Annotated in this window: 21 protein-coding genes; all 21 read left to right on the top strand. The window is 66.3% G+C overall.

The features are described from left to right. Positions 1–10: 10 nt before the first annotated feature. The 21 genes from OHA64_RS27110 to OHA64_RS27010 all read left to right on the top strand — a co-directional run bounded on the left by OHA64_RS27110 (position 11) and on the right by OHA64_RS27010 (position 24,439). Positions 11–1,123 carry a hypothetical protein gene (locus OHA64_RS27110; RefSeq protein ID WP_328749307.1) on the top strand — a complete coding sequence of 371 codons (1,113 nt, stop codon included), beginning with the start codon at positions 11–13 and terminating at the stop codon, positions 1,121–1,123. Between the two features lie 29 nt (positions 1,124–1,152). Then, complete coding sequence (locus tag OHA64_RS27105) at positions 1,153–1,332, top strand: hypothetical protein (protein WP_328749306.1); 180 nt, start codon at positions 1,153–1,155, stop codon at positions 1,330–1,332. A 9-nt stretch (positions 1,333–1,341) separates the two neighbouring features. After that, complete coding sequence (locus OHA64_RS27100; RefSeq protein WP_328749305.1) at positions 1,342–2,628, top strand: hypothetical protein; 1,287 nt, start codon at positions 1,342–1,344, stop codon at positions 2,626–2,628. An 84-nt stretch (positions 2,629–2,712) separates the two neighbouring features. Next, entirely contained in the window at positions 2,713–3,003 is a 291-nt protein-coding gene (locus tag OHA64_RS27095) for a hypothetical protein (RefSeq protein ID WP_328749304.1), read from the top strand. Positions 3,004–3,235: 232 nt separating this feature from the next. After that, positions 3,236–4,186 (top strand): Ig domain-containing protein, encoded by a 951-nt coding sequence (locus tag OHA64_RS27090; RefSeq protein WP_328749303.1) that lies wholly within the window; start codon positions 3,236–3,238, stop codon positions 4,184–4,186. A gap of 5 nt (positions 4,187–4,191) precedes the next feature. Then, the gene (locus OHA64_RS27085) at positions 4,192–6,186 is read left to right on the top strand and encodes a phage tail sheath subtilisin-like domain-containing protein (protein WP_328749302.1); all 1,995 of its coding nucleotides are present in this window, start codon (positions 4,192–4,194) and stop codon (positions 6,184–6,186) included. Positions 6,187–6,264: 78 nt separating this feature from the next. Then, complete coding sequence (locus tag OHA64_RS27080; RefSeq protein WP_328749301.1) at positions 6,265–6,849, top strand: phage tail protein; 585 nt, start codon at positions 6,265–6,267, stop codon at positions 6,847–6,849. A 30-nt stretch (positions 6,850–6,879) separates the two neighbouring features. After that, positions 6,880–7,737, top strand: coding sequence for a hypothetical protein (locus OHA64_RS27075; protein ID WP_328749299.1), 858 nt, complete (start codon positions 6,880–6,882; stop codon positions 7,735–7,737). A 301-nt stretch (positions 7,738–8,038) separates the two neighbouring features. Further along, positions 8,039–10,852: a C40 family peptidase gene (locus OHA64_RS27070; protein WP_328749298.1), complete on the top strand. Its 2,814-nt coding sequence runs from the start codon at positions 8,039–8,041 to the stop codon at positions 10,850–10,852. Beyond that, positions 10,852–11,571: a hypothetical protein gene (locus OHA64_RS27065; RefSeq protein ID WP_328749297.1), complete on the top strand. Its 720-nt coding sequence runs from the start codon at positions 10,852–10,854 to the stop codon at positions 11,569–11,571. Before OHA64_RS27070 ends, OHA64_RS27065 begins: the two co-directional genes overlap by 1 nt. Positions 11,572–11,581: 10 nt before the next feature. After that, the gene (locus OHA64_RS27060; RefSeq protein ID WP_328749296.1) at positions 11,582–11,866 is read left to right on the top strand and encodes a hypothetical protein; all 285 of its coding nucleotides are present in this window, start codon (positions 11,582–11,584) and stop codon (positions 11,864–11,866) included. Continuing rightward, on the top strand, positions 11,853–13,052 hold the full coding sequence (locus OHA64_RS27055; RefSeq protein ID WP_328749295.1) for a contractile injection system protein, VgrG/Pvc8 family: 1,200 nt from the start codon (positions 11,853–11,855) through the stop codon (positions 13,050–13,052). Before OHA64_RS27060 ends, OHA64_RS27055 begins: the two co-directional genes overlap by 14 nt. After that, positions 13,049–14,023 carry a phage baseplate assembly protein V gene (locus OHA64_RS27050; RefSeq protein ID WP_328749294.1) on the top strand — a complete coding sequence of 325 codons (975 nt, stop codon included), beginning with the start codon at positions 13,049–13,051 and terminating at the stop codon, positions 14,021–14,023. Before OHA64_RS27055 ends, OHA64_RS27050 begins: the two co-directional genes overlap by 4 nt. Positions 14,024–14,033: 10 nt before the next feature. After that, entirely contained in the window at positions 14,034–15,128 is a 1,095-nt protein-coding gene (locus OHA64_RS27045) for a poly-gamma-glutamate hydrolase family protein (protein WP_328749293.1), read from the top strand. Between the two features lie 99 nt (positions 15,129–15,227). After that, positions 15,228–16,751, top strand: a complete 1,524-nt coding sequence (locus OHA64_RS27040) for a baseplate J/gp47 family protein (protein ID WP_328749292.1) — start codon at positions 15,228–15,230, stop codon at positions 16,749–16,751. 11 nt (positions 16,752–16,762) lie between these two features. Beyond that, positions 16,763–17,548 carry a hypothetical protein gene (locus OHA64_RS27035; RefSeq protein WP_328749291.1) on the top strand — a complete coding sequence of 262 codons (786 nt, stop codon included), beginning with the start codon at positions 16,763–16,765 and terminating at the stop codon, positions 17,546–17,548. Between the two features lie 9 nt (positions 17,549–17,557). After that, positions 17,558–20,473 carry a hypothetical protein gene (locus tag OHA64_RS27030; protein WP_328749290.1) on the top strand — a complete coding sequence of 972 codons (2,916 nt, stop codon included), beginning with the start codon at positions 17,558–17,560 and terminating at the stop codon, positions 20,471–20,473. Continuing rightward, positions 20,470–22,548 (top strand): hypothetical protein, encoded by a 2,079-nt coding sequence (locus OHA64_RS27025; protein WP_328749289.1) that lies wholly within the window; start codon positions 20,470–20,472, stop codon positions 22,546–22,548. Before OHA64_RS27030 ends, OHA64_RS27025 begins: the two co-directional genes overlap by 4 nt. A gap of 13 nt (positions 22,549–22,561) precedes the next feature. Continuing rightward, positions 22,562–22,870: a hypothetical protein gene (locus tag OHA64_RS27020; RefSeq protein WP_328749288.1), complete on the top strand. Its 309-nt coding sequence runs from the start codon at positions 22,562–22,564 to the stop codon at positions 22,868–22,870. A gap of 145 nt (positions 22,871–23,015) precedes the next feature. Next, positions 23,016–23,897 (top strand): hypothetical protein, encoded by an 882-nt coding sequence (locus tag OHA64_RS27015; protein ID WP_328749287.1) that lies wholly within the window; start codon positions 23,016–23,018, stop codon positions 23,895–23,897. A 98-nt stretch (positions 23,898–23,995) separates the two neighbouring features. Then, positions 23,996–24,439 (top strand): hypothetical protein, encoded by a 444-nt coding sequence (locus tag OHA64_RS27010; protein ID WP_328749286.1) that lies wholly within the window; start codon positions 23,996–23,998, stop codon positions 24,437–24,439. Positions 24,440–24,519: the final 80 nt, after the last annotated feature.

Here is a 24,519-nt window from a genome sequence, read left to right as displayed (position 1 = left end):
GAGTGCCCCGATGGCAGTTACCGACTTCCGCGAATCCCTCAAGCTGAACAAGCTCCCCGTGCGCGGCCTCGTCCCTGAGACGTCGTCCTCGGCACCGGCAACGCCGGTGGAGGGGCAGCTCTGGACTGACTCCGTCAACCACGTCCTCAAGTTCTGGAACTTGACGGCCTGGAAGAATCCGCTCGACCGGGCGGACCACACCGGTACGCAGACGGCGAGCACCATTTCCAATCTCGCCGCGACCGTCCAGGCGTACCGACTCGACCAATTCGCCGCGCCGACCGCAGCCGTTTCCCTGAATGGCCAGCGAGCTACGAACGGTGCCGATCCGACAGCGGCGACGGACCTGGTGACCAAGCAGTACGCGGACAATCTGAGGGCTGGCATTGCCGGCGTCAAGGACCCGGTCCGGGCAGTGGCCGCGAGCAACGTCGACCTCGCCGCACTGCCGGTGAGCGTCGGCGGGGTGACGCTGGGCAGTGGCGACAGTTTCCTCGCGACGGCGCAGACGACTGGCACCCAGAACGGCATCTACACGTACAGCGCCAGCGGCGGGGCGGCGACGCGGCGCTCGGACGCGGACGCGGCCGGGGAGATCCTCGACGGCACGATGGTGGCAGTGGCCGAAGGCACCGATGCGGGCGCTCAGTTCATTCAGACCGCCACGCCCTCCGGCGCCCCCGGTGCATGGACTCAGACCTGGACGAAGTTCTCCACCGGCGGCCAGACGTACACGGCGGACGGCCAGGGCCTGGAGCTGTCCAGCACTACGTTCTCCCTGGAGCTGGCCGACGCGACCCTCTCCAAGAGCGCGGCCGGCCTCACCGTGGGCCTGGTCTCGGTCGCCAAGGGCGGCACGGGCGCGACCACTGCGGCCGGGGCCCGCACTGCCCTCGGCACGTCCGGCAAGTTCGTGGCGAACGTCGGCGCCGTTACCGGCGGCACCCCGCTCAACATCACGCACAGCCTGAACACGCTGGACATCCTTGAACCGTCGCTGCGCGAGGTCTCCACGGGCGAGCTGGTCGGCGGGAAGTTCATCGTGGTCGACGCCAACACCGTCTCCCTCACCCTCGCCGCGAGCTACGCCGCCAACACCTTCAGTGTGACGGTGGTGGGCTAATGCCAGCCCGGCAGCTCGCGTCTCAGACCGTGCCCGCCACGGGGGGCAACGTCGTCTCCACGGACAAGGTCGGCGCCGCCAACGGGGTGGCCAGCCTGGACGCCACAGCCAAAGTCCCCCAGGCCCAGCTACCCACACCCAAGATCACCGTCGGTGTCACCGCGCCCGCGACCCCGGCCGTGGGTGACGTGTGGATAGACACGAACTGAGGATGCGCCGTGGCGACTCGATTCTGGCTCACCAGCTCTGCCGCGCCCTACACGCCGGCCACCAAGCGAGGCGCGTGGACGAATGCCACCTCCGCCGTCGCCGCACTGCTCGGACGGCAGCCCGCAGGCGCCTCGACGACGTCGGCCGTGGCGGAGACTTCGGCCTCGGAGAACAGCTCGTTGCTCGGCCGGTGGATCAGCCCGCCGGCCCGCAAGGCAGGCACTCTCTCGGGCACCGTGTCGTTCGCGATCGGACGCATGCAGTCCTCCGGCACCTCGGCCCTCGTGACCCGCGTGCACATGTACGTGACCACCGGGGACAGCGACACGGTGCGCGGCACTCTGCTCGACAACTGGCAAGGCAGTGGCGTGTGGCCGACGACTGCGGCGGGCGGCGAAGCCACGGGGCAGGCCCTCGGGTCCGTGGCGCTTCAAACCGGGGACCGCCTCGTCGTCGAGTTCGGGTTCCAGGCCACGAACACCGTGACCGCGTCCCACACGGGCACCTTGTACTACGGGGCGGCCGGTACGACGGACCTGGTGAACACCGCGACGGCCGTCACCACCAACCCGGGCTGGGTCGAATTCTCCGGCGCCGACGGGCTGTTCAACGCGCCTACAGCGGAGATCGTGGACAAGTTCTCCACGGGCATCGGCAGCCGCTTCGTGTACTGGGGCGGAACCTTCTGGAACGCGACGTGGAAGCGCGCGGCCGTCGCCGCGAATGACCAGTACCCGGGCCTGATGGCTACGGACGTCGGGTACGAAATGGTGAACTCGACCCACTATTTCGAGGTCGTGAATCTGCCGACAGGCGGCACCGGTACCAACTTCTCCGCCATCGTTCTCGGCCCCGTGGACGATGGAACATTCATCCGCACTAAGTACACGCTCGCCACGGGCAATCTGACCTTCGAGAACTGCGTCGGCTACTTCGACGCGACGCCCACAACGCTGGCGTTCAATCCGGTCACTCACAGGTGGTGGCGGTTCCGAGAGGCCGCCGGCACGTTCTACTGGGAGACATCTCCTGACGCGGTGACGTGGACTGTCCGCCGCAGTATGGCGACGACGCAGTGGCTCAAATTCGGGACGCTGCGCACCAATTTCGAGGGCTACGCGGACTCGGGGAGCGTCACTACCCCGGCCGAGGTCGACAACGTGAACACCATCCCCACCACTATCCCCAAGGTGTGGACAGGAAGTGCGTGGGTGCAGAAACCGGTGAAGGTGTGGTCAGGCAGTGCCTGGACCGCCAAGCCGGTCAAGGCGTGGTCCGGTACCGCGTGGTTCTGAATTATTCCTTCGTATAGGCCGCATGCGACGCTCAAATTCGAGTTCCGTTTTGTGCTCGCCCTTGCCCTTTCCTAGGAGGAACCGATGTCTACCTATGTCGCTGTCTCGAACGAGTCGTGGGACAAGGCGATCAAGGCCGGCCCGTTCGAGCTGGACGACCCGTCGCAGTACCCGGTGCAGGAGGGCACGCACCTGATGCTGGAGTCGGAGGCGCGAGCCGAGGGCTACTACTACGCGTCCGACGGGGCGTTCGCGCCGGAGCAGCCGGCCGACGGGGACGACGCCCAGGACGACCAGGACGAGGCGCAGGCCGGGCACGGTGGCCGGGGCCCGGAGGGCAACCAGGGCAAGCACGGCCACCAGGACCAGCAGTAGAGCTGCGGGGTCTGCGGCCGGCATTGGTCGCAGACCCCGCCTACCGAGAGGGAAAGCGTCATGACTATTGCGCAGATCGTCGGTGTGGTGTTGGTCATTCTCCTCGTCGTGGTCGTTCTGAAGATCACGGGCCTCTTCTGACCTGCATGCCCGGCGTCCAGAATTAACCACTCCCAAATAGCCGGACTCATTCTGGTGGGGCGATCCACATCTGCCCATACCGGAGAGTTCCGTGCCCTTTCTTCTGAACGAAGACGCGGCCCTGAAGCATAAGTTCCAGGGCCTGGTGGTGCATGACTCGACCTCCGGTACGGGCCGCAAAGTCACCGTCAGGTACAAGAGCCCCGAGTACGAACTGGCGGACTTGACCTATCCTCTGGCGCTGATATCTCACACGGCGATCTCGCGGGACCCCGAACGTGAGAGCCGGGGAGTAGTGAACCTGCATTACGCGCCAGAGGGCTACGAGCCGTGGGCCGACATGAGCGACCCGACGCAGTCGCCGTACATGGCTCAGATGCCGATTCCGATCAACATCGACTACCAGGTGGATGTGTACGCCCGGAAAGAGCTGCACATCATCGAGCTGACCGGCGCCTTGATGCAGTTCGACTTCCTTCCTCCCCGCTTCGGGTATCTGCCGATCGGCGAGGACGGAACTGTACGGCGGCTGGACCTTCTCGGTGGGCCCGATTACACCGAGAGCAAGGACGAGCAGGGAAAGCGGCTCTTCTGCGCTACCTGGGCCCTTCGCGTTTCCAGCGAGATATTCGCCGACGAGATCCGGGACCTTACCCCGGCTCAGCGCGTCCTGATCGACCTCCTCGACAAGCAGGCGTGGGACGAGGGCACCACCCGGCCCTGGTCTCCCACCTACGAGGTCACCAAGGCCCTGCTGTCGATCAGCACGGCGACCTTGCCAGCCGCGACCGCCGGCCACCCCTACCGCCAGGCCCTGGGCAGTACCGGGGGCCACGGCGAGGTGCATTGGTCGCTCCCCGAAGGCTCCCACCTCCCCGCCGGCCTGGCCCTGTCACACAGCGGTGTCGTCTTCGGCACGCCCCAGGCCCCCACCGGTTCGCCGGCGCAGTTCCTGGTCTCCGCCCGCGACTCCGATTTCGCCCCGCAGGTCGCCTCGGCCGCCCTGACGCTCACCGTCTCGCCCGCACCCCCTGGGAGCTGATGCTGATGACCACGCCCACGACTTTCGCCTACAAGCGGCCCGGTGTGTACATCACCGAATCGCTGAACCCCCTGCCGCAGCCCATCTCTCCACCGGGGCTCGCGGTCGCGACCTTCGTCGGCACTCACGACGCGGGGCCCTCGAACCCGGTGAAGGTGACGTCGTGGGAGCAGTTCATGTCGCTCTACGGCGGGTTCGGGAACGGCCTCAACTACCTCCCTTTCCAGGTCTACGAGTATTTTGCCAACGGCGGCCAGCAGGCGTGGATTTTGCGGGCCACTCCCACGGATTCCGTGGCCGCGCGGCTGCTCGTCAAGAACACGCCGCTTCCGCCGCCGGAGAACATCGTCGCCACCCCTGACGGCACTGCCCCGAGCGGCGCCGGCACGAAGCCGACGCCGAAGGTCACCAACGTGACCCTGACGGCGCCCGTCGCCCCAGTCACCGCGAACCCTGAGCAGACGGCCTTCCAGGTCGAGTGGGACGCGATCACGCCGTTGGCCGACGTGGATGCCTACCAGGTGGTCGTCACGCGACCGGACGAGGGCAGCTTCTCCAAGACGGTGTGGGTGGCCCAGCCCGCGAGCGGCAAGCCCACGGCCGCGTTCACCGATCTCGGGCCGGACATCACGTACTCGGTGCAGATCACCCCGTACAAGGGGGCCACGGCCGGCGACCCGATGACGACGGCCGCGACCTTCGACACGGCGCCCGGTTACACGGCGGTCGACGCGCTCCAGGTCACCGCCCGGGGACGCGGCGCCTACGGCAACAAGGTCTTCATCACGACCGCGCCCTCCTGGACGTCGGGCCGGTTCCATCTCTTCGTCAAGTACGGCTCCGCCGCGCAGTCCTCGCTCGTGGAGACCTGGCAGGACGTCTCCCTCAATCCCGGCGACCCGCGCTACATCGTCGGTCTGATCAACTCCAGCAAGGGCGGCTCGACGTACGTCTCCGTCCAGAACATGCTCCCGCCGACCTCGACGACGCCGGGCACCAGCGCCACCCCGGACGCTTCCTGGCAGCCCGAGTACGTCGCGGACGCCCCTCTGGAAGACGGCGCCGACGGTGTCTTGGCGGTCAACCTCGCCGAGCAGCTCGCCGCGCAGTTCGGGTCCATCTCCGACGTGCTGCTGCTCAACCTGTGCGGCAACACGTCCCTCACGGACCACATCCCGCCGCAGACCCAGATCAACTCCGTCCTCGCCTGGGTCGAGCAGAGGCGCGGCGCGTTTTTGGTGCTCGATGCCCCCCGCCAGCCGGCACCGATCGCTGCGGATGTCGCCGCGAACAAGTACGTGGAAACGGTGGGTGGTTACTCCCCCCAGTCCTCGTACGCGGCGTTCTACGGGCCGTGGGTTCAGGTGGCCGACCCGGCTGGCTCCTCCGTCTCCTCCACGCGCATGCTGCCGCCGGCCGGGGCCGTCATGGGGCAGTTCGCGCAGGCGGACGCGGCTGTGGGCCCCAACCGGTCCCCGGCCGGAGTCGCCTACAGCCTGATCGGCGCCGTCGGTGTCGAGAACAACTTCACGTTCGAGCAGCTCGACACGCTCAACCAGGTCGGCTGCAACATCATCCGGCCGGTGCCGCAGAGCGGTCTCTGCATCATGGGCGCCCGCACGCTGCGCCAGGGCATGCCGGACCGGTACATCTCCGTCCGGCGCATGCTGACCTACCTGGAGAACCTCCTGGAGGACGTCACCCGGTTCGCAGTCTTCGAACCCAACGGGCCCGAGCTGTGGCAGACGCTCAACGCGCTGGTGACGCAGCAGCTCCTCACGCTCACTCAGGCCGACCAGCTCCAGTCGAGCGTTCCGGATCAGGCTTTCTTCGTGGTCTGTGACGAGACCAACAACACGAGCCAGACCGTCGCCAACGGCGAAATCCACATTCAGGTCGGCGTCGCGCTCGCCAGCCCGGCGGAATTCATCGTGATCGAGATCTCGCAGTACCAGGGCGGAATCTCCACGACCACCACGTCCGTCGAGTCCACCGCCTGACCGACGCCACACCAGCCGTACCGCCTCTCATTGCAATTCATCTACGGCGGCCCTCCAACAGGGAATGAGAGGTGACCCGTGGGAGCCACTACCACCACACAGAAGCCGTCGCTCGCGCAGCTCCAGACGGACCCGCTAAGGAACTTCAAGTTCCAGGTGATGATTCACCTGGCGGGCTCCACGCTGGATTCCAGCAAGCGCTCCAATCAACTCGGATTCATGTCCGTCAGCGGACTTTCCATCACCACGGATGTGGTGGTGTACCGCCAGGGCGGAATGAACACGACAACGCAAAAGATGCCAGGGCAGAGCGACTTCGCTCCGATCACCCTTTCGCGCGGTCTCATCTGCGGCGACTCGGACATCTACGCCTGGCTGAAGCAGCTTTTCATGGTCATGCAGGGAACGGGCGGAAACAACGGCTCGTACAACTTCCGCGCGACGATGGACATTTTCCTGCTGGACCACCCGGTGACGACTTCGAGCGTCACCTACAAGGCGGGCTGGCGCGTCTACAACTGCTGGCCCACAAGCATTGCATTCGGGGATCTGGACTCGGGCGCAAATGGCGTGGAACTCCAGCAGATCACCCTCGCTCATGAGGGATGGGATTTCAAGATCGCCAGCAAGTACGGCCCCGGAACCGGCGTTTCCCTGCCGTAATTCGGACCCCACTCAAAGGACGAAACGATCATGCCCGAACCCGTCGTGCTCCCCGACTTCGCCTCCTTCGGCGACCAGGCCATCAAGGGCCTGGACAACCCCGAGGCGGCCACCGCAGCAACCCAGGCGCTCCTCAAGGAGGACCGGAACTCCGGCGAACCCGTCATCAGCACACCCGGCGAGAAGCACGTCACTCTCGAACGGGGAATCTGCCGCGACGGCACCTGGTACCGCGAAGCAGAAGTCAAGGAACTCACCGGGGCCGACGAAGAAGCAATCGCCGCAGCCGGCAGCAGCTCGTACAAGGTCTTCGACACCCTGCTGCTGCGCGGCGTACGCACCGTCGGCAACGAAACCATGAACCGCAAGCTCGCTGCCGAACTCCTCATTGGTGACCGCGAGTTGCTCGTTATGGCAGTACGACGCGCGACCTTCGGCGACACCGTCGAGTTCACAGAGCTTCCCTGCCCGTACTGCAAGGAACTCATCGACCTCACCGTCCCACTCGGCGCAATTCCCTTCACACACCTCGCCGACCCGGAGCAGACGGAATTCGAAGTCCCTCTGCGCCACGGCGCCATGGCATTCGTCCGGCTGCCCACCGGCGAGGACCAGACCGCCGTCTTCGCCATCAAGGACGGAAACCGCGCCAAGCAGGACTCAGAAATCCTCAACCGCTGCGTCCTGCGCGTCCGCCAGGGCGACGGGACGGTAATCAAGCGCCCGCCCGCCACGCACATGTGGATGGGCGACCGGCAGACCATCCTGAAATACCTCACCGACACCCAGCCGGGCCCTCGGTACAACGCATTCACCTTCACGCACGAGACGTGCGGCGAGGAGGTAAAGCTGCCAATCGACCTGGCCATGCTGTTTCGCGGAATGTGACTACCGCCGCGCGTTCAGCGAAATCGAAGTCCTCGCACAAGTCCACCCCCACTGGGGTCTGTCCGAGCTGAAGAACCTCGCCATCCGAGAACGGCGCCACTGGATTCGCCGCGCTGCCTGGGAAATTGAAAGGAGGGCGTAAGTGGCTACACCACCCCCGCCGCCCAATCCGCCCCCCAACCCCGGCGCCGGCCGGCTCTTCGGCACAAACAACCTCGGGAGCCAAATCGACGCCCTCACAAGGGCGTTCACCACCTTTACCAATCGGTTCGCCAGCCAGGCCGGCCTCGGCACAATGGGCATGGGGGCCTACGGCCCCATGGGCGGGCAGACGCGCCAGGATCACCAGCTAGGGAATCTCCAGCAGCAGAGCCTCCAGGCCCAGGCCGCGCACAACGTCGCCCGCCAGCGGATGCAAGACGAAGTCCAGCAACAGCAGATCCGCTGGGCGCAGTACCGGCGCACCCAGATGGGCATCATCAACAACCCTCGCTCGACGCTCGCCCAGGAGAACGAAGCCCGTCAGCGTCTGCGGGAGGGGTCGACGCTCTACCGGACGCGCACCGACAGCATCGACCGGGACTGGGATCTCCGCGAGAACAACTTCTCCGGGTCGATGGCGCGCATGAACGCGGACATGCGGCGTCTGCGCCAGCAGTCGGCGACGCAGACCACGATGAACCGCCTCGCGTTCGCGGGTCAGGTCACCGGCGCCGTGGTCGGGGCCGCGCGGTCGTACTACAGCGGAGGGTTCGAAGAGCAGCTCGGGCAGTACGAGCGCCGGATGAACCTGGCCGCGCCGGACTGGAGCGGCAGCGCCGGCACGCGGGCACGGTCCATGGGGCGCAATCTGAAGTCCAGCGGCGCCATGATGTGGGCCACCTCCAACGAGGATCTCTACAGCGGCGCGACCGACATCACGCTCCAGAGTGCTTCGTCTCAGGTCCAAAGGCAGCTCAGCCGCGCTTCTTCGGCCGCCTACATAACCCCCGGGCTCGGCGTGCAGGGCGGGGCTCAGCTCCAGAACGAACTCGGCACCGGGCAGGCGTTTTACGCCAGCCAGATGTTCGGCCTCACCCCGACGCGGCTCGCGGGTGGCAAGCAGAATTCCTCGGCGGCCATCGCCCTCAGTCTGGCGCAGCGGGTGAACGGCGGAGACTTCAGCAGCCTGTCGTCGAAGCAGCTCCATGACCAGCTCATGCAGGGCGGCTCGCTGTCGATGTCCCTGTCGAACTACGGCCGGGCTGCTGGGCTTTCGGGCCAGTCCCTGGAAGCAATGCGCAACCAGACGGAACTCCTGCGGAATCTCGTGAACCCGGAGAAGCAGGGGCTCAAGGGGCTCTCCTCGGAAAAGGCACTTCAGCTCATCGAAGACGCCGGCAAGCGCGGTGACTCGGGCGACACGGCGCGAGAGAAGATCAAGGACTACGCCCCGAGCGTCGGCGGCAGCTACCAGGACTCACAGCGCTACCTCCAGGGCCTCACCCGCGAAGGCCACCTGCCTGCAAGCGCGTCCTTCCTCGACGCGGCCCGCGCGAGCGCCGACACCCTCGCGGACATCAAGACGATCCTCCAGAAGGCGCTCGGCCCGTTCGCCGACTGGTTCGGCGGCCTCACCGGCGCCTACAAGGCCGGCGGGCCCGTCGGAGGCACCATCTCTCGCCTCAAGGACGCCGGGAAGGGCGGGGTATCCGGTTTCCAGAGCGGCTGGAATTCAGGACCCAACGTCTTCTTCGGCGACTCGGGCGAGGGAACCGACCAGTCGTCCTGGGCCAAATCCGCATGGAAGGGCATCTCAGGTCTGTTCGGCGGCGACTCCGGGACCCCCGAGTCCAAGCAGGGCGGGTCCGGGTCCAAGAAGTCCGACAAGGCCGGCGTCACTGGCGGCGGCGTCGCTGGCGCTATCAACTTCGCCCGCGCGCAAGTCGGTGACCGCTACGTCCTGGGCGCCGAAGGACCGAATGCGTGGGACTGCTCCAGCCTGATGCAGGCCGCCTTCGCGAAGGCCGGCGTGGGTCTGCCCCGCGTCACCTACGACCAGATCAAAAAGGGCGTCGAGGTCCCGATCGACGAAGTCCGGCCCGGCGACCTGGTGTTCTACAAAGACCTCTCACACGTGGGCCTTTACGCCGGAAACGGTCGGGTCATCGAGGCCGCGAATCCCGGCAAGGGCGTCGTCGAAGGCCCGATGTACAGCAAGTTCAAGCGGGCTCGGCGGGTCATGTCCGGCGGGATGGCGGCCACGGCGACCCTCTCGGGTGAGCAGAACGACCCCACAGCCAGCCAGAGTGGCAGCGGGGGCGGGGGCGGGCTCAACGTCTCCGGAGCGTACGGGTCGGTCGAGGAGGTTGACGCCCTCGCCGCTGCGCTTTCCGGCGGCGGTGGAGGCAGTGCCCAGAGCGTCAGCCGTACCCCCAGCGCGTCGCAGAACGAGGAGGCCGACACCGACACCGGCTCGGGAGGCAACGCGGGGCAGGACGCGCCGCACAACGTCCAGGCGAACGTGAAGCTGGGCAAGAAGATGGCCGCAGAGTACGGGTGGACCGGCGGCCAGTGGGACTCCCTGTACAAGCTGTGGATGGGTGAGTCCGGTTGGCGGCACTGGGCCGATAACCCGAACTCCGACGCCTACGGAATCCCGCAGGCCATGTCGAACATCCACAAGGAGACTGCCACCTCGGCCTGGCGCAACTCTCCGTCCAAGCAGATCTCTTGGGGCCTGAAGTACATCAAGGGCCGCTACGGGACTCCCAGCAAGGCGTGGTCCTTCTGGAACTCCAAGAATCCTCACTGGTACAAGGACGGCGCCTGGGAAGTCCCCGGGCAGCGCGGTGAGGGCGTGGACGCCAAACTGCACGGCGGCGAAATGGTGTTGGAGGCCAACGCGGCTCATACCGTCCGCCAGGCCCTGCTCAACCAGGGCCTCAACCCCAGCCCCGGCCAGGGCTCGAACTCCGCCGGCGGTACGGGCTCGGTGACTCTCTCCTTCGGCGCTGGTTCCGTCGTGGTGCAAATGCCCTCCGCCACTGCCGAGGGCGCCAAGTCCGCCGCGTCGTCCTTCGTCAGCTATGTGGCAGCCGACGACCGGATCAAGTCCCTGATGGGAGGCTGGTGATGGCGGACAAGAAGTCCGAAGGGGCGGTTAATCTCCCGGGCAAGGGAATCTGGGAGAACAACTTCGACCCCCGAATTCAAAGCATCCCCTCGTATCTCCCCGGGGAGGCCGGCTCCAACTTCGGGCTCCAACGCGGCTACATGGTGACCGCGTTCCCGAAGACCAACACGGCCAAAGAGAACCGCTTCTACATGCTGAACTTCCTGTACAACCCGTCCACGGTCAGCGTGAACCACAGCACCGATGCGGCGAACCAGGTCATGCCCCCGTACACACGCTCTGACCTGGACACCGGCGTTCCTCTGGTCGCGGCCGGCGGCACGCTTTCCTTCGCCTTGCTCTTCGATCGAACCTACGAGATGTCGGACCCGACCAAATTCGGCACGATCGAGGGCACGTACGGCGTGATGGCCGATATCCACGTGCTGTACAACCTGGTCGGAATCAACACCTCCCAGGAGGCACAGGCCACGGACGGGGAGGACGCGGCGACCTCCGGGAGCGTCATCGGCATCATGCAGATGAGCCCGGTGTGGTGTCGATTCGGGCAAGCCCGACACTCCTTCAAAGACAAACTGCCGGGCCTTTCCCGTATGGAGTACTTCGGGTACGTCAACAACATCGGGATTACCTACACGCATTTTTCGCAGCGTATGACGCCAGTGCGGTGCGCTGTCGATATCAGCATGACGCTCATGTCGTCGTACGGGTGGGTGTAAGGAGAGAGCAGTGGCCATTTCCCGAACCTCGCGCTACCAGCGCAACTCAACGGCGCTCGTGCCCGACCGCAACGGCCAGCTCCAACTCGCGGTCCTGCAACGCCCGCCGGCTGACCAGTCCCTGCGCGTGTCCGACTACCGGTGGCGCGCGGCCGAGCGGGTCGATGCGGTGGCGGCGCAGTACTACGGCAGCGAGACGTCCTGGTGGATGTACGCCGAGGCCAACCCCCGGGTTCTGGACTGGACGCAGCCGCCGGCCGGCCTTCAGATCATGGTGCCCCGTGGCGTGGCGTAACACCTACCGTCCCCACCTGACGGCGGCGGAGCCGACCCTGGAGCGCGGGGCGTGGGTGTCGAGCTTCGAGCTGTACCAGGCCGAGAACGCGCACCAGGTGGCGGAGCTGACGGTGATGCACACCTACAACCCGGCGATGCCCTCGCAGCAGTGGCGCACACCGGCAGGGTCAGTGTGGGCGGAGAACACCCCCGTCCGCCTGCGGTTCGGCTGGTGGTCGGACGACAGCGCAGATTGGTACGGCTACGTCGCCTCCTCCCGCGTCCTGGCCAGCGAGACCGACCCCCGCTTCGGACACGCCGTGCAAATTCCGGTGGTCTACACCCTCACCGGCACGTCCATGCTGACGCAGACCCGGCGCAACCGGACGTGGCGCGACACCAGCGCGAGCGCCATCGCCCGCACGGTGGCCGCCGAGTACAGCCTCCAGCCCCGCGTGGACGGCTCCTCCGTCATCTTCGCCCAGCAGATGCAGTCGATGAGCGACTGGCAGTTCCTGTGCGACGTGGCAGACCAGATCGGCTACCGCGTCTACGTGGACGGCACCGTGCTGTGGTTCGTCAACCGCGAGACGGTCATGCCGGCCTCCGACCGAAGCGTGCCGTTGGTTCGCATGACCAAGGCCCCGGGAGCCATCGACACCCTGCGCGAGTTCTCCGCCATCCTCGGCGACACAGACCCCGCAGGCGGTGTCCGCGCCCGGTACCGGGCAGTGGCCTACAACCGCACCTCTAGCGTCCTCACGCCGGCCTCCTACTCCCAGACCCGGACGACGCTGCACGGCCAGCAGGTGGCCGCCGTCCTGGACCGGCAGTACGCCGACCGGCCGGCCGCGTCCTACAACCAGGCGAGCCGACTACTGGCCGCCGAGTCGGACTGGCTGTGGGTCGAGGCCCGAGCCGTCACCAACGGCGACCCACGCCTGCGGCCCGGCTCCGTGGTCGACGTCCAGGGCGACGCGGTCGGGGAGAGCAACCTCGGCCTGTGGATGGTCCGCTCCGCCGTGCACAAGATCAACGTGAACCTGCTCTACCCGCAGAAGACGACCTACACCGCCACACTCGTGCTGGGCCGCAACGACGCCCGGAAGCTGGACCTGAAGGTGCAGCAGCCCCCTGTCAACCCGGCGCCGACCGTGCTCGTCAACGGGCGCTGGCGGGCCGCGTACACCGGAGGGCTCTCGTGATCCCTCTGTACGGCACCTACAGCGGCATCGTGGTCTCCACCCAGGACCCGCAAAATCGCGGCCGGGTACGCCTGCGAATCCCCCAGATCATGGGCACCGCCGTGAGCGGCTGGGCGGAGTCGGCCACTATCGGCGCGGCACTCCCGGGTGACCAGGTCTACGTCACCTTCGACGGCGGAGACCGCAACCACCCCATCTACTGGCCGCGCCTTCGGCCAGCAGTACCCGGCATCTGGACACCGCTGGCCCTGGAATCCGGGTGGGTGCCTTCCTCTGCCGGCTCGCCGGTCTACCGGGTCACGCAGGACGGCATGGTCGAGCTGTCCGGGTCCGTGGAAAACCCCAGCGCCATCGGCACCGGCGTGGTCGTGAAGTTCGCGAGTCTGCCTCTGGGCATACGCCCCGTCGAACCGCACCGCGCCACGACGGCCACGATCTACCGCACGGCGTACAACTCCAAGACGGTCTACGGCGAGTTCCGGACCACCTCGTCGACCACGAGCGCGGCCTACGTCACCGACGCCAACGGCCCGAGCATCACCTTCATCGCGTCGGCCTCGGGACAGGCCGTGGTCGTCTTCGGCGCCATGATGCAGAACACCACCGCAACGGGCCGCTGCCTGATGAGCGTCCGTTGCCTCCAAGGGGCGACGGTCCTGGCCGAGGGCGACGACAATCGCGCCGCAGAACTCCAAGGCACGAATAACACCTCCGCCTCGAACTCACGCCAACTCACCGGCTTGACCCCGGGGGCCACGTGCACCGTGACGGCCGTGTATCGAACAGAGGGCGCCAGTTCGTCTGCCGCGTTCGACAACAAATGGATTGTCGTCATTCCGGTCGGCCAGCACGATACTCCGGCAGCACGCATCACGATGGAAACCAACGGCGACCTCATGGCGCTTTTCCCCGGCGGAGCAGCGCCCACCTACGACATGTCACTGACCGGAATCCGCGCCCGAATAATCTGAGGAGAAGGCAGTGGCCTACCAGAACTTCCGCTACCTGGCTGCCGACAGAGTCCTCGGCATCGACTACGCCATCAAGAACCGCTACGGCAGCGGCACCTACCTGCTGCACGCGGCCATTCACGGCGGCGGCATTGAACCGCCCACGTCGCAGCTCGCCGCGTACGCTGCCGGTGACACTGGCGCCTGGTACTCGTTCGAGGGCTTGAACGACCTGACAGCCGAGAACCTCGCGCTGTCGGCAACCGCATTCGACGAGCCGTTCTGCGTCGTGAACACGGGCAACTCCAGCCGTACCGTGGTCTGGCACGGCGTGGGCGACCAGCGGGAAGCCGAGAAGGTCACCTACATCAGCGGCGCTGACCCTGTTCTGGCCTCGCTGATCGTGCAGGAACTCAACGCGTCCGGATTCGAGACCGACCGCGCCCCGGTGAGCTTCGCTGGCGACGACCCGCAGAACATCTGCAACCGCAACAGGCCGAGGGCTGGCGTCCAGCTCGACCTCTCTCTCACGCTGCGCAAGTCCTTCTACGCGGGCGGAGATCTGTCCGCCGCAGCCATCGCCCTGCCCGAGAACCGGCTGCCCGACTTCTTCGCGTACGGCGACGCCATCCGCCGGGCATGCGCCCTGGTGCCGCTCGACAGCGACACCGACGACGTCCTGCCGGTCATCACCCAGCCGCGCACCCCCGACGACCAGGCCGTGTCCATCGCCATGCGGACCCCATTCGCCATCGACCACTCCGGTGGCGTCTCAGCCACCACCGACGAGCGCGAGCAGCTCCTGGACCGCGTCCATGCCCTGGTCGGCACGCTGCCCGGGGAGCGGGCGATGCGGTCCACCTATGGCGTCCCCACCTCGGCTGCACTGTTCGCCGTCAACCCCGAGGTCGCCAACGACCAGCTCCAGCGCGCGGTCATCGACGCCGTCGCCCAGTTCGAGCCCTCGGCCGTGGTCTCCGCCATCGTGGCCGACGTCAACGAGGCCCTGGGCTCCGTCAACGTCAACGTCCAGGTGAGCCGCGCGGACGTCCCCGGGGCCGAGCGCGACAACACACGAACGGTCGGCGTCCTGGTCGGCGGCACGGTGATTTCCACGCCAGAGTAATTAACGGGCACCCTGCCCATCTCCGTAGAATCCCCGTATTAGACCAGCACTCATTTCTCATTCGGTTCCGCTGGAGGTACCGGAAGGGAAGTGTATGCCGTGGCAGTCGACAGCGGAGCCGTAACGCAGATCGACTACACCTCGCGTGATTTCACCGGCTACCGGGACTCGCTGCTTCAGTACGCGACGCAGATCCTGCCGGAATGGACGTCACGGTCTCCCGCCGATTTCGGCGTGGTGATGGTCGAGCTTTTCGCCTACATGGGTGACATCATTTCCTTCTACCAGGACCGGATCGCTGACGAGTCATTCCTGGCCACCGCTACCCAGCGCTCCAGCGTCGTGGCCATCGCGCAGCAGCTCGGCTACCAGCCGCACCCCGCGATCCCGGCCACCGGCCAGGTCGCCTTCTCCCCGGCGCCCGGCCTGGTGTCCCCGGTGACGCTGGACATCGGCACACAGGTGATCACCGAGTACATCCCGAGCCTGGACCGCCCGGTCACCTACGAGCTGGCCTCCGCCGTCACCGTGCCGGCCTACACCACCCCCGTGCCCCAGATCGTCGGCCTGGTCGTCGAAGGCGTGACCCAGGGCGACCGCAGCCTGGTGCTCTACCCCTCGACGTCCGGCGACCCGGGCTCGACTGTCCGCGTCGAGGACATCGGCACGAGCGACGGCACGAAGAGCCAGGTCTTCGCCCTCGCCCAGACACCGGTCCTCCTGGACACCGTGAGGATCTTCCTCGACGACGGCGTGGGCGGCACGGAGTGGACCCGCGTACGGGACTTCCTTCTCGTCCGCGACAGCGACCTCGTTTTCACCGCCGAGACCGACGACCAGGGCGTCACCCGTGTGACCTTCGGCGACGGAACCAATGGCGCGCTGCCGGCCACCGGCATCAAGCTCGCCGCCGCGTACCGCACGGGCGGCGGCTCCTACGGCAACGTGCCCCAGGGCTCCATCATCGACCTCGCCGACGCCCTGCCCGGCGTGGTTGTGGCCGGCTCGGCACCGATGGCCGGCGGAGCAGACGTTGAGCCAACCGACCAGATCCGCGAGAACGCGCCCAGGCTCTTCCGCACCCAGGGTCGCGCGGTCTCCGCCCAGGACTACGCCGACCTCGCCCTGGCCGTCGCCGGGGTCGCCGACGCCCGTGCCGTGGTCCGCTCGGCCAGCGCCGTAACGATCTATGTCATCGGCCCCAACAACATCCTCCCGTCGGAGGGGCAACGGGACGCGGTCGCTCAGTACGTGCAGGAGCGGGCTCTGTCCGGGGTCGTCGTCAACGTCGTCAACGGCTCCCTGATCCCGGTGAACATCGGCTCTACCGCGCTCCCGGTTCTGCTGTCCGTGCTGCCGCGCTACCGCCGCGACACCGTGAAGCTCGCCGTTCAGCGGGCGATTCAGGAAGCCTTCACGCCGCCCGAGACGACGTTCTCCTCCCGTATTTCCATCTCCCACCTCTACCGGGCCATTCAGGACGTCGCCGGCGTGGACTGGGTCGTCATTCAGCTCATGGCCCGCTCCGACCTCCCACAAAGCGGTACCGCTGACGTCATCTGCCGAGAAAACGAAATTCCCATCATCGGGAACATGGTCATTACCGCCAGCGGCGGAGTATAGGAGCGCACGCTATGCCTGCCGTCTACCCCATGTCGGTCAAGTCCTGGACTCCGAAAGTCGACCAAGTCGACACGATTTGGGCCGCGCATGTAAACGACATGCAGAACGAGTTGGCCGCCATTGAGAAGACGGTCGGCACCAACCCGCATGTCTGGACGGGATGGTCGCCGAGCGGCATCACTCCGTTGATCTGGCCGCCGCGTGCGGGCGCCATGACGCTCAAGACTCCGGCGCCCGTCTCGAACTTCGGCCAGAGCAAGACCTACGCGAGTGTCACCGACCGGCTCAAGGCACTTCAGCAGCAGACGACTTGGCTGACGCTGATGACACAGCTCCTCGTCGGGCAGTCCGGCACCAAGCCGAGCAAGCCGGCCGCCGCCGTAATCAGGGCCCCGGGAATGAAAGTCCCGGCCGGCGAGGGGAAATGGGTGCCCTTCAAATGGGGTGCTGCCGATTTCGACCCGAACCGGATGTACCAGGGCGGCTCGAACGTGGTGGCACCCATGACGGGATTCTGGGATGTCAGTGTCAACGTATGGGCTGACTCCACCGTTCGTCGCCCCAACGACCTGCATTTCGTGCACGTGCGGCTGATGCGCGGAAACGACGAGATCGCCGGCCAGGACTCGCTCATCGAGACCCAGACGTGGATCAGGCACCGAATCAACCTGTCGTGGCAGGGCCGCTGGAACGCCGGGATTCCCATGCAGGTCCAGGTCAGTCAACACGGCGCGTCCGACAACACCGTTGATGCCAACGCGACTATCAGCGTCTCCTTCGTCCGCGACCTGACGTGAGGTAACGCTATGGGTGTCTACCAGCTCGACATTTACGCCAAGACCCTTTACGGGGCACCACTTTTCGTGGCGTTCGACTCCAACATCACTGTGGAGCAACGCGGTTACGGTGCGCTGGAGGTGACGTGGGACACGCCGATTCAGGCTGCCGCGTCCCAGATCCTCGCCGGAGTGAAGGCGTGGACGAAGCTCCGTCTGGTGCGCAATAGCTACGGAATCCCGGACACGGAGGACGATGGGTGGGTTGTTCTGGAGACCCCCGCCGGCACGGACACCGGCACCTTTCTCGACGACACAACGGTGCCCGGTCAGGTCTACTACTACGGCGTTTTTGTTTCGACGGCTCCGGACACGTGGGATTCGACGGTCACCTACTACCCGGGTGATCTGGTCACCTACAACTCCAGTGTCTACATCGCCATCAAGGCTGGCCCCAGCAGTGCCCCCGACCTGAATCCGACGTACTGGAGCCTGTCCTCGATCAGCGAGCAGTGGATGCGCTGCGGCGGCGGAGTGGGCCTTGCGGTCCGGGAGTTCGGGAACAGTCTCCTGCTGTATGACAACATTCCTCGCCCCTACAAAGTAGAGACGGTCGAATCAACCGCGTCGAGCATTCCCGTCAATGAGCAACTCGCCCGTTTTTGCAGGCTGTTCGGGTACTTCTTCGATGTAATGAAGTGCGAGAACGACCAACTCTTGCGCCTCAACAACGTCCTGCGGTGCACCGACCGGCAAATCACCTTGCTGGCACAGCAGATGGGGATCGCCGACCGGCTGCCGACCCTGCCGGAACTTCGCCGCACCTACGTCCGTGACGCAGCCCTGATCCAGCGCGACCGGGGCAGCACCGCCTCAACTGCCGCGCTGGTGAAGGCGATTACCGGCTGGGACGCGGACGTGTCGATCGGGTACAACGAGCTGCACGACCTTGACGAATCCTCGTTCGCCAGCCCCACCTACCCGGCCTGGAAACGGGACACCGTCTACTCGACTACGGCCGGCTCCCAGCTCTACTCCGACATCGTCCAGTACAACGGCGAGCTGTACGCAGCGATCGGCACTCCGCGCCGTGAGTCGGCGTACCTCTCGTATACCGGCTCCAACCCGACGCGGACCGGTACGGGCACCATCGTGCGCGACCCCGACCGGGTGGCCGACCCCTACCCGGGCTACGTCCACCTCGACAACGCCGCCGTCGGCGACATCCTCACCTTCACCTTCAACGCCGCGAGCGGCGGAGCAGGGTTCTACAACGTGCTCCTGGTCGCGGTCGCCGACCCAGCCGGCGGCATCGTCACCGCCAAGGTCAACGGGGTCGCCGCGACGATGCCGGCGCTCGACCTCTACAGCCCCACCCGGCAGCTCATCCCGATTCAGCTCGTCGGAAACTTCAACCTGACGGCGACCGGCAACACCCTGGCCTTGACGGTGACCGGGAGAAACGCGCTCTCGACGGGCTACGGCATCACCGCGAGCTATTGGATGCTGCAAGGCGGCGGCATCAACCTCAACATCCCGCCCACGGGAGACGCGCTGTCCGCCACGTACTGGCAGGCCCTGACCCCCAACACCCTCCAGGACACCCTCACCGAGGCCAACCCGCTCACAGGTGGCTACGGGAGCTGGAACCTGACTACCAACGGCGCCATCAACCCGGACGTGTCGTCCGGGGTGAGCCCGGACTGGTGGGTCTCCCCCCAGGGGGCGCGCTCGGGAACCAGCAGCCCAGGGACGGGCAATGCGCTCAACTACACCGCCAAGACGACCGCTGGCACCCGCGAGGTCTACCTGTCAGGGCCGGTCAAGGCGTCCACATGGTCCTCCTCCGAGACGTACTTCCCCGGACAGGCGGTCATCTGGAACCCCCTGGGGTGGGCTAAGCCACCGGTCTACATGGCCAGGGCGCAGTCGGTCGGACGCCAGCCCGATCTCAACCCCGACAAGTGGACGTTCACGTCCTACACGGCGAACTCATCGCCTGAGCCGAGCCGGATCATCACGGACTCCGTCTACACACCGAAGGTGATCTCGTGGTCGGCCACCAAGGCGTACAAGCAGGGTGACCGCATTGCCTGGCGCGGGCACCTCTACGAAGCCGCTCTTCCCTCACTCGGCATTTTCCCGACGGGCTACAACACCGACAACCGGTGGTGGCGTTGGTGTGGCTTGAACTCGCAGCGGTATACCTTCTCGCTCTACCACAACCGGACGGCCACAGCCACGGGAGAAGACGTCCGGCTCTTTATCAACTTCTACAACTCCTACGGCGTCTTCGGCGGCACGGGCTTCCTTGGCTCGGACGCGCAACTCCTCTATGACCGCTTCGAGTTGCAGAACTACAGCTACCCGCAGTCCACCGGAAGCGCCCCGGCAGGGTACGTGACACCCGCCGCCGGCCAGATGGGCGTGCCTATCCCGTGGAACGTCTCCTACGGCACCTGGGAGAACGCGCGGGGGGTTGTCCGACCCACCGGTTGGAACGCGGGTGCCGGCGCGAACGAGAAGAAGGCCGGCCGGGTTCTGTGGTTCAACCGAGTCTGGGTCTACGACCCTGTGCCGGCGGGCCACCAGGGCGAGCAGGCGTACGTGACTTACATGTCGGCCCCGGACGACAGCGCCGGGACGATGGAGCACGGCGTCGTCTTCCGGTACAGCTCGACGGCGTACTGGCTCGCCTCCCGGGACCGGCTGACGTACACCACCCTCACGCTGTCCGGCTCCACGGTCACGGCTGTCACGGTCGCGGTGGTCGCCACCTGGACGCCCGTGCAATCCGGTGAGCGCTTTCGTGTGCGTAACCGCGCGGCGGACATTCTCGTCGAGTCGCGGATTCCCGGGCAGAGCTGGCGCACCCTCGCGACGGTCAGCGACACACGCAACAACACCGCCTTCGGCTGGGGTCTGCTGGAAAGGGTCCGCTCATGACTGTCCCCATTCCTGTGTCCTTCGCGGGGACGAGCGTCGGCAATGGCGTCTTCGACCCGGCATTGCGGCTAATCACCCAGATATCCCTCGCGGGCACGAGCGTGGGAAACGGCACCTGCGTTCTCACGCAGTCCGATGTACCGGGCGCCTTCGCGGACTTCGCGGTGGTGCCCTACGGGCCCTCGGTCTATCCGGACCCGGCGTTCACCCACGTCACCTCGGGCGTGTACCGGCCGGGCGGGACCGGCGACACCGTCGGCCTGTGGAAGCGTCTCTCCCTCTCCGTGACAGTGCCCAACTCCGATTATGTTCCAGGGCCGTTGGGACGCATCTACGGCGTATTCGATCAGGCACGGCTCGGCGTCACCTCCTCGAACATGGCCGTGAACGAGACTCAGCAGCTCGCCTACGTGCAGTTCGAGAAGACCCCGCCGGGTCTGGACACCGACACCAACCAGTTCGGGTCCAATCTGTTCACGCTGGAGCAGGCGTCCTACGAGGGACGCATGCTGTACGAGCCCGTCGGCGGTGGCGGCGAGACCAGCTACATGACCTTCAGCCGCACGACCGAGCGTGCCTCCTGCGGCGCCTTCTCCGGGAAATTCGTCTACCAGTCACCTCCCCCGACGAACTCCTACACCGCCGTGCAGAACTTTGGGACCTACCCCAACCTCCTGGCCCGCCGGCAGACCTACGCCGACGTGAAGTACCGCGCTTTCACCACCGACGACGCACTTCCCGGAACGACTCCGAGCACCGATGTCGGCGGTACTCCGGTGGCGGCGCCGGCCACGCTCACGCTGCGTCCGCTCCAGGCGGCCTTCGTCCGGGTCGAGCCCGGGGTGACCTATCAGGCCCAGATCTCCGCCGCGACGGAAGTGGCCGGCCAGCAGTTCCAGTGCGCCATCCTGCGCTACGACGCCAGCTTCAACCTGATCGGCACCTACGCCGTCGGCTCCGCCGTCACCACGGCCGGCGGCTTCAAGTGGCAGCAGGCCAGCGCCCAGCTCCTTATGGAGGACACGGCTGTGTGGGCGGCAGTCGTCCCGCGCATCACCAGCGGTGGCGCGTCGCGGTTCGTGTTCTACGCCGACGAGCACCGCATCTGGATTCCCTCGACCCTGTCGACGAAGAAGAACGGCGCGAGCCCGGCACGGACCTGGCAGGCCCCGCGCCAACTCGTGCTCAAGCTGCGGGCGACGCGGCTGAACTACGTCAAGAACCCGAGTTTCCAGAACAGCGTGTGGGGGTGGAACCAGGTCAAGGACGCCAGCCTGACCGCCGCGCTCACTCTGGTCTCAGGCGGCGGCATCGTGGGAAATGCCGCGTCCTTCAGTATCACCACGGCGCCGACCGCCACGTTGGTCAACGGCCTGTCCCCGCGCACTGGTGTGACGACCGTGACCGGCCAGAGCGCTCTCATCAGCCGTCTCAAGCCGTCCACGGTGTACACCGCGTCGCTGTACGTGAAGCCGGTCGCCTCCTCCGTGCCCATCACCATCTGGGCCCACAACGGCGACCAGCTCGTGCGCGGCACGAGCAGCCCGATTTTCGACCCGACCGGAAACGTCACCTGGTACCGGCTTGCGGTCACCTTCAAGACGAGCCCGACCTTCGGCGGCGACGGCGCGATCAGTCTCGGCTACGCGGCGGACGATGTCGCCTCGGTGTACAGCGCCGTTCAGCCCGGCACCAGCGACGCCGTGTGGGCCGAGGTCGACCAGGCCCCGGTCGCCGAGCCGAACTGGTCGCAGAGCATCCCGTACACCGCCAGCGCGCGAGTGCAGTACAACGGGCTGCTGTGGGAGTCGGTCGTAGCGAATGGCCCGTACGCGAACGTCGGCCCGCTCACCTTCTACTACGACCATTTCCTGCTGGAAGAAGCGGACAAGGTCGCCCCGTATTTCGACGGCAATAATCCGAGCGGCGATTACATGTGGGAGGGCACCCCCGGCGACTCCCGTTCTCACTATTACCGGGGAAAAAGAGTCAATCAGTACCGTCTCGATCAGATCATCCAGCGCCAACTCGGCGTGGGCGCCTCGTACCGGATTGTGTACGCGAGCGCCCCCTGATGCAGGGGCCCTCATGACACATCTGATCGTGCTCGCTCTAGCCACGTTCTTCGCCTGGGAATGCGTCCTGCTTCCCCTGGTCCGCCCGCTCTGCGACCTGCTACGTCTGCCCGACGTCGCCGCCGGATACCTGAAGTCCCTGACCGCCCTGGGCGCCGCACTGGCTCTCGACCATTGGGTGGACAGGGACTTCCTTCTGCCTATCGCGGCAGCTTCGCTCGCCGGAATGCTCACCATGCTGCGCCGTTCGAGTGAGACACAAAACATTTCAGCGATCGTCCGTGGCAGGGCCAGACGAGGTATGCCAATGCCGGGTCCTTAGAGGTCAGCGGGGGTGTCTCACTCTCTCGGGCCAATTTGCGCCGCCAGAGTGGATTCACCAGAAACGGTCACGACACCCCTATTTTCCGGCAGGTATGGAAGGCAACATCGCTGTCGTTCAGCACATCAACCCATGTGAGGAAAATATGCCTACTGGGAAGCGCCCGGTAACGCTCGGAATCTTCGGCTCCGGCGACGTATCCCCGGAGTTGGTCTGCGACTCCCTCAACGACCAGTTCGCCTTCGGGCCGGAGGACGGCGAGGGGTACTTCGCCCCCTCCGAGGAATATGACCTGACCGTGTTCCTGCCCGCCGGAGGTTCCGCCACTTCCGAGGGTGTCCACCGTGTGTGGGAGTGGGCCATCCGCTGCGAGCTGCCCTACAAGGTCATCTGGGACGAGACCGGCAACGGCCACACAGTCGACGTGCTGGGCAACGTCGAGTCCGCCGAGGACGACATCGCCATCGTCGACGACATCGGCGTGGCACTCGTCGAGCAGCTCAGCAAGGGCGAGAACCCGATGCTGTTGGTGCTCTCGGCGGAAGGGCAGCAGTTCGACGCAGCCACGGCCGACGTCGCCGCCGCCGCGCTGCGCGCCGAGATCCCCGTGCACGACCTCTCCCGCGCGCTGCTGGAGGTCACCTGGCACCACCTGCCGGACCACACACCGCCGGAGACGCCGGCCGTCGCGACCGAGGCCGGCGGGCAGATGGCGCTCGCGATCGTCTCCGACGCCCCGGCCGTGACGCTCAGCGCCCAGGAGGCCGCCGCCCTCAACGGAGCCCTCACCCAGGCCGAGGAGCTGCTGGACACGATCGGCGGGGACCTGCTGACGCGGATCTCCGAGACGCGCGACTCCCTGGTCCACGGACGTTCCCTGCTCGCCCCCCGGCCGGAGAAATCCGTCGAGGACGGCGAGCCGAAGAAGACCCGCCTGGAGATTTTCGACCCCGAGAAGAACGAGTGGGTCCCCGCCGGGCGGGGCCGCCCGCCAAAGGGCGTCCAGAAGCGCCGCGTTCCGGCGTAACACACAGAAAGGCCCCGGCGGACCTTGACCGGATTCCGCCGGGGCCTGGCTCCTGATGGCCGCCACGCCATAACAACTGCATTCCCCGGGAGAATAGCATGCGCGATCACCTCCTCGAAGGCTCGGAAAATGGCAGCGAATTGCCTATTTCCGTGGAAGACATCCTCTGCCGGGTTCCCGCCCGTGCGCGGCTGGCCTACACATTCCTGGTGACCAACGCGGCGTCCCGCTACGACGCGGACACCGGCTGGTCCTGCGCGTACATCACTCAGCAGGCTCTCGCCGACGAGATGTACGTCTGCCTGCGCACCGCCACCCGCGCCATCCGAGACCTGCGAACGCACGGGCTCGTACGGGTTCTTGCCTGGCCCGGCGCTCGCACCGAAACCCAGGTTCGTATCGACTCGGTCGACATCTCCTCGCCTTTCGGCCCGGTTCAGGCCGCGCTCTCGCGCGCACCCAAGCGGCAGCTCGTCGACAAGGCAATCGCCCAACTCGTTGCCCAGAACCACGAATTGGAAGCTCTGGCGGCAGGCATCTGACGGAGTAACTCCGGTGACGCAGCAACTGACGCATCGAGCGCACGTATACGCGCTGAAGCACAAGCCCTAGCTCAAGCAAA

Source organism: Streptomyces sp. NBC_00076 (genome assembly GCF_045041235.1).
GTDB lineage: Bacteria > Actinomycetota > Actinomycetes > Streptomycetales > Streptomycetaceae > Streptomyces.
This window is presented reverse-complemented; position numbering and strand designations above follow the sequence as displayed.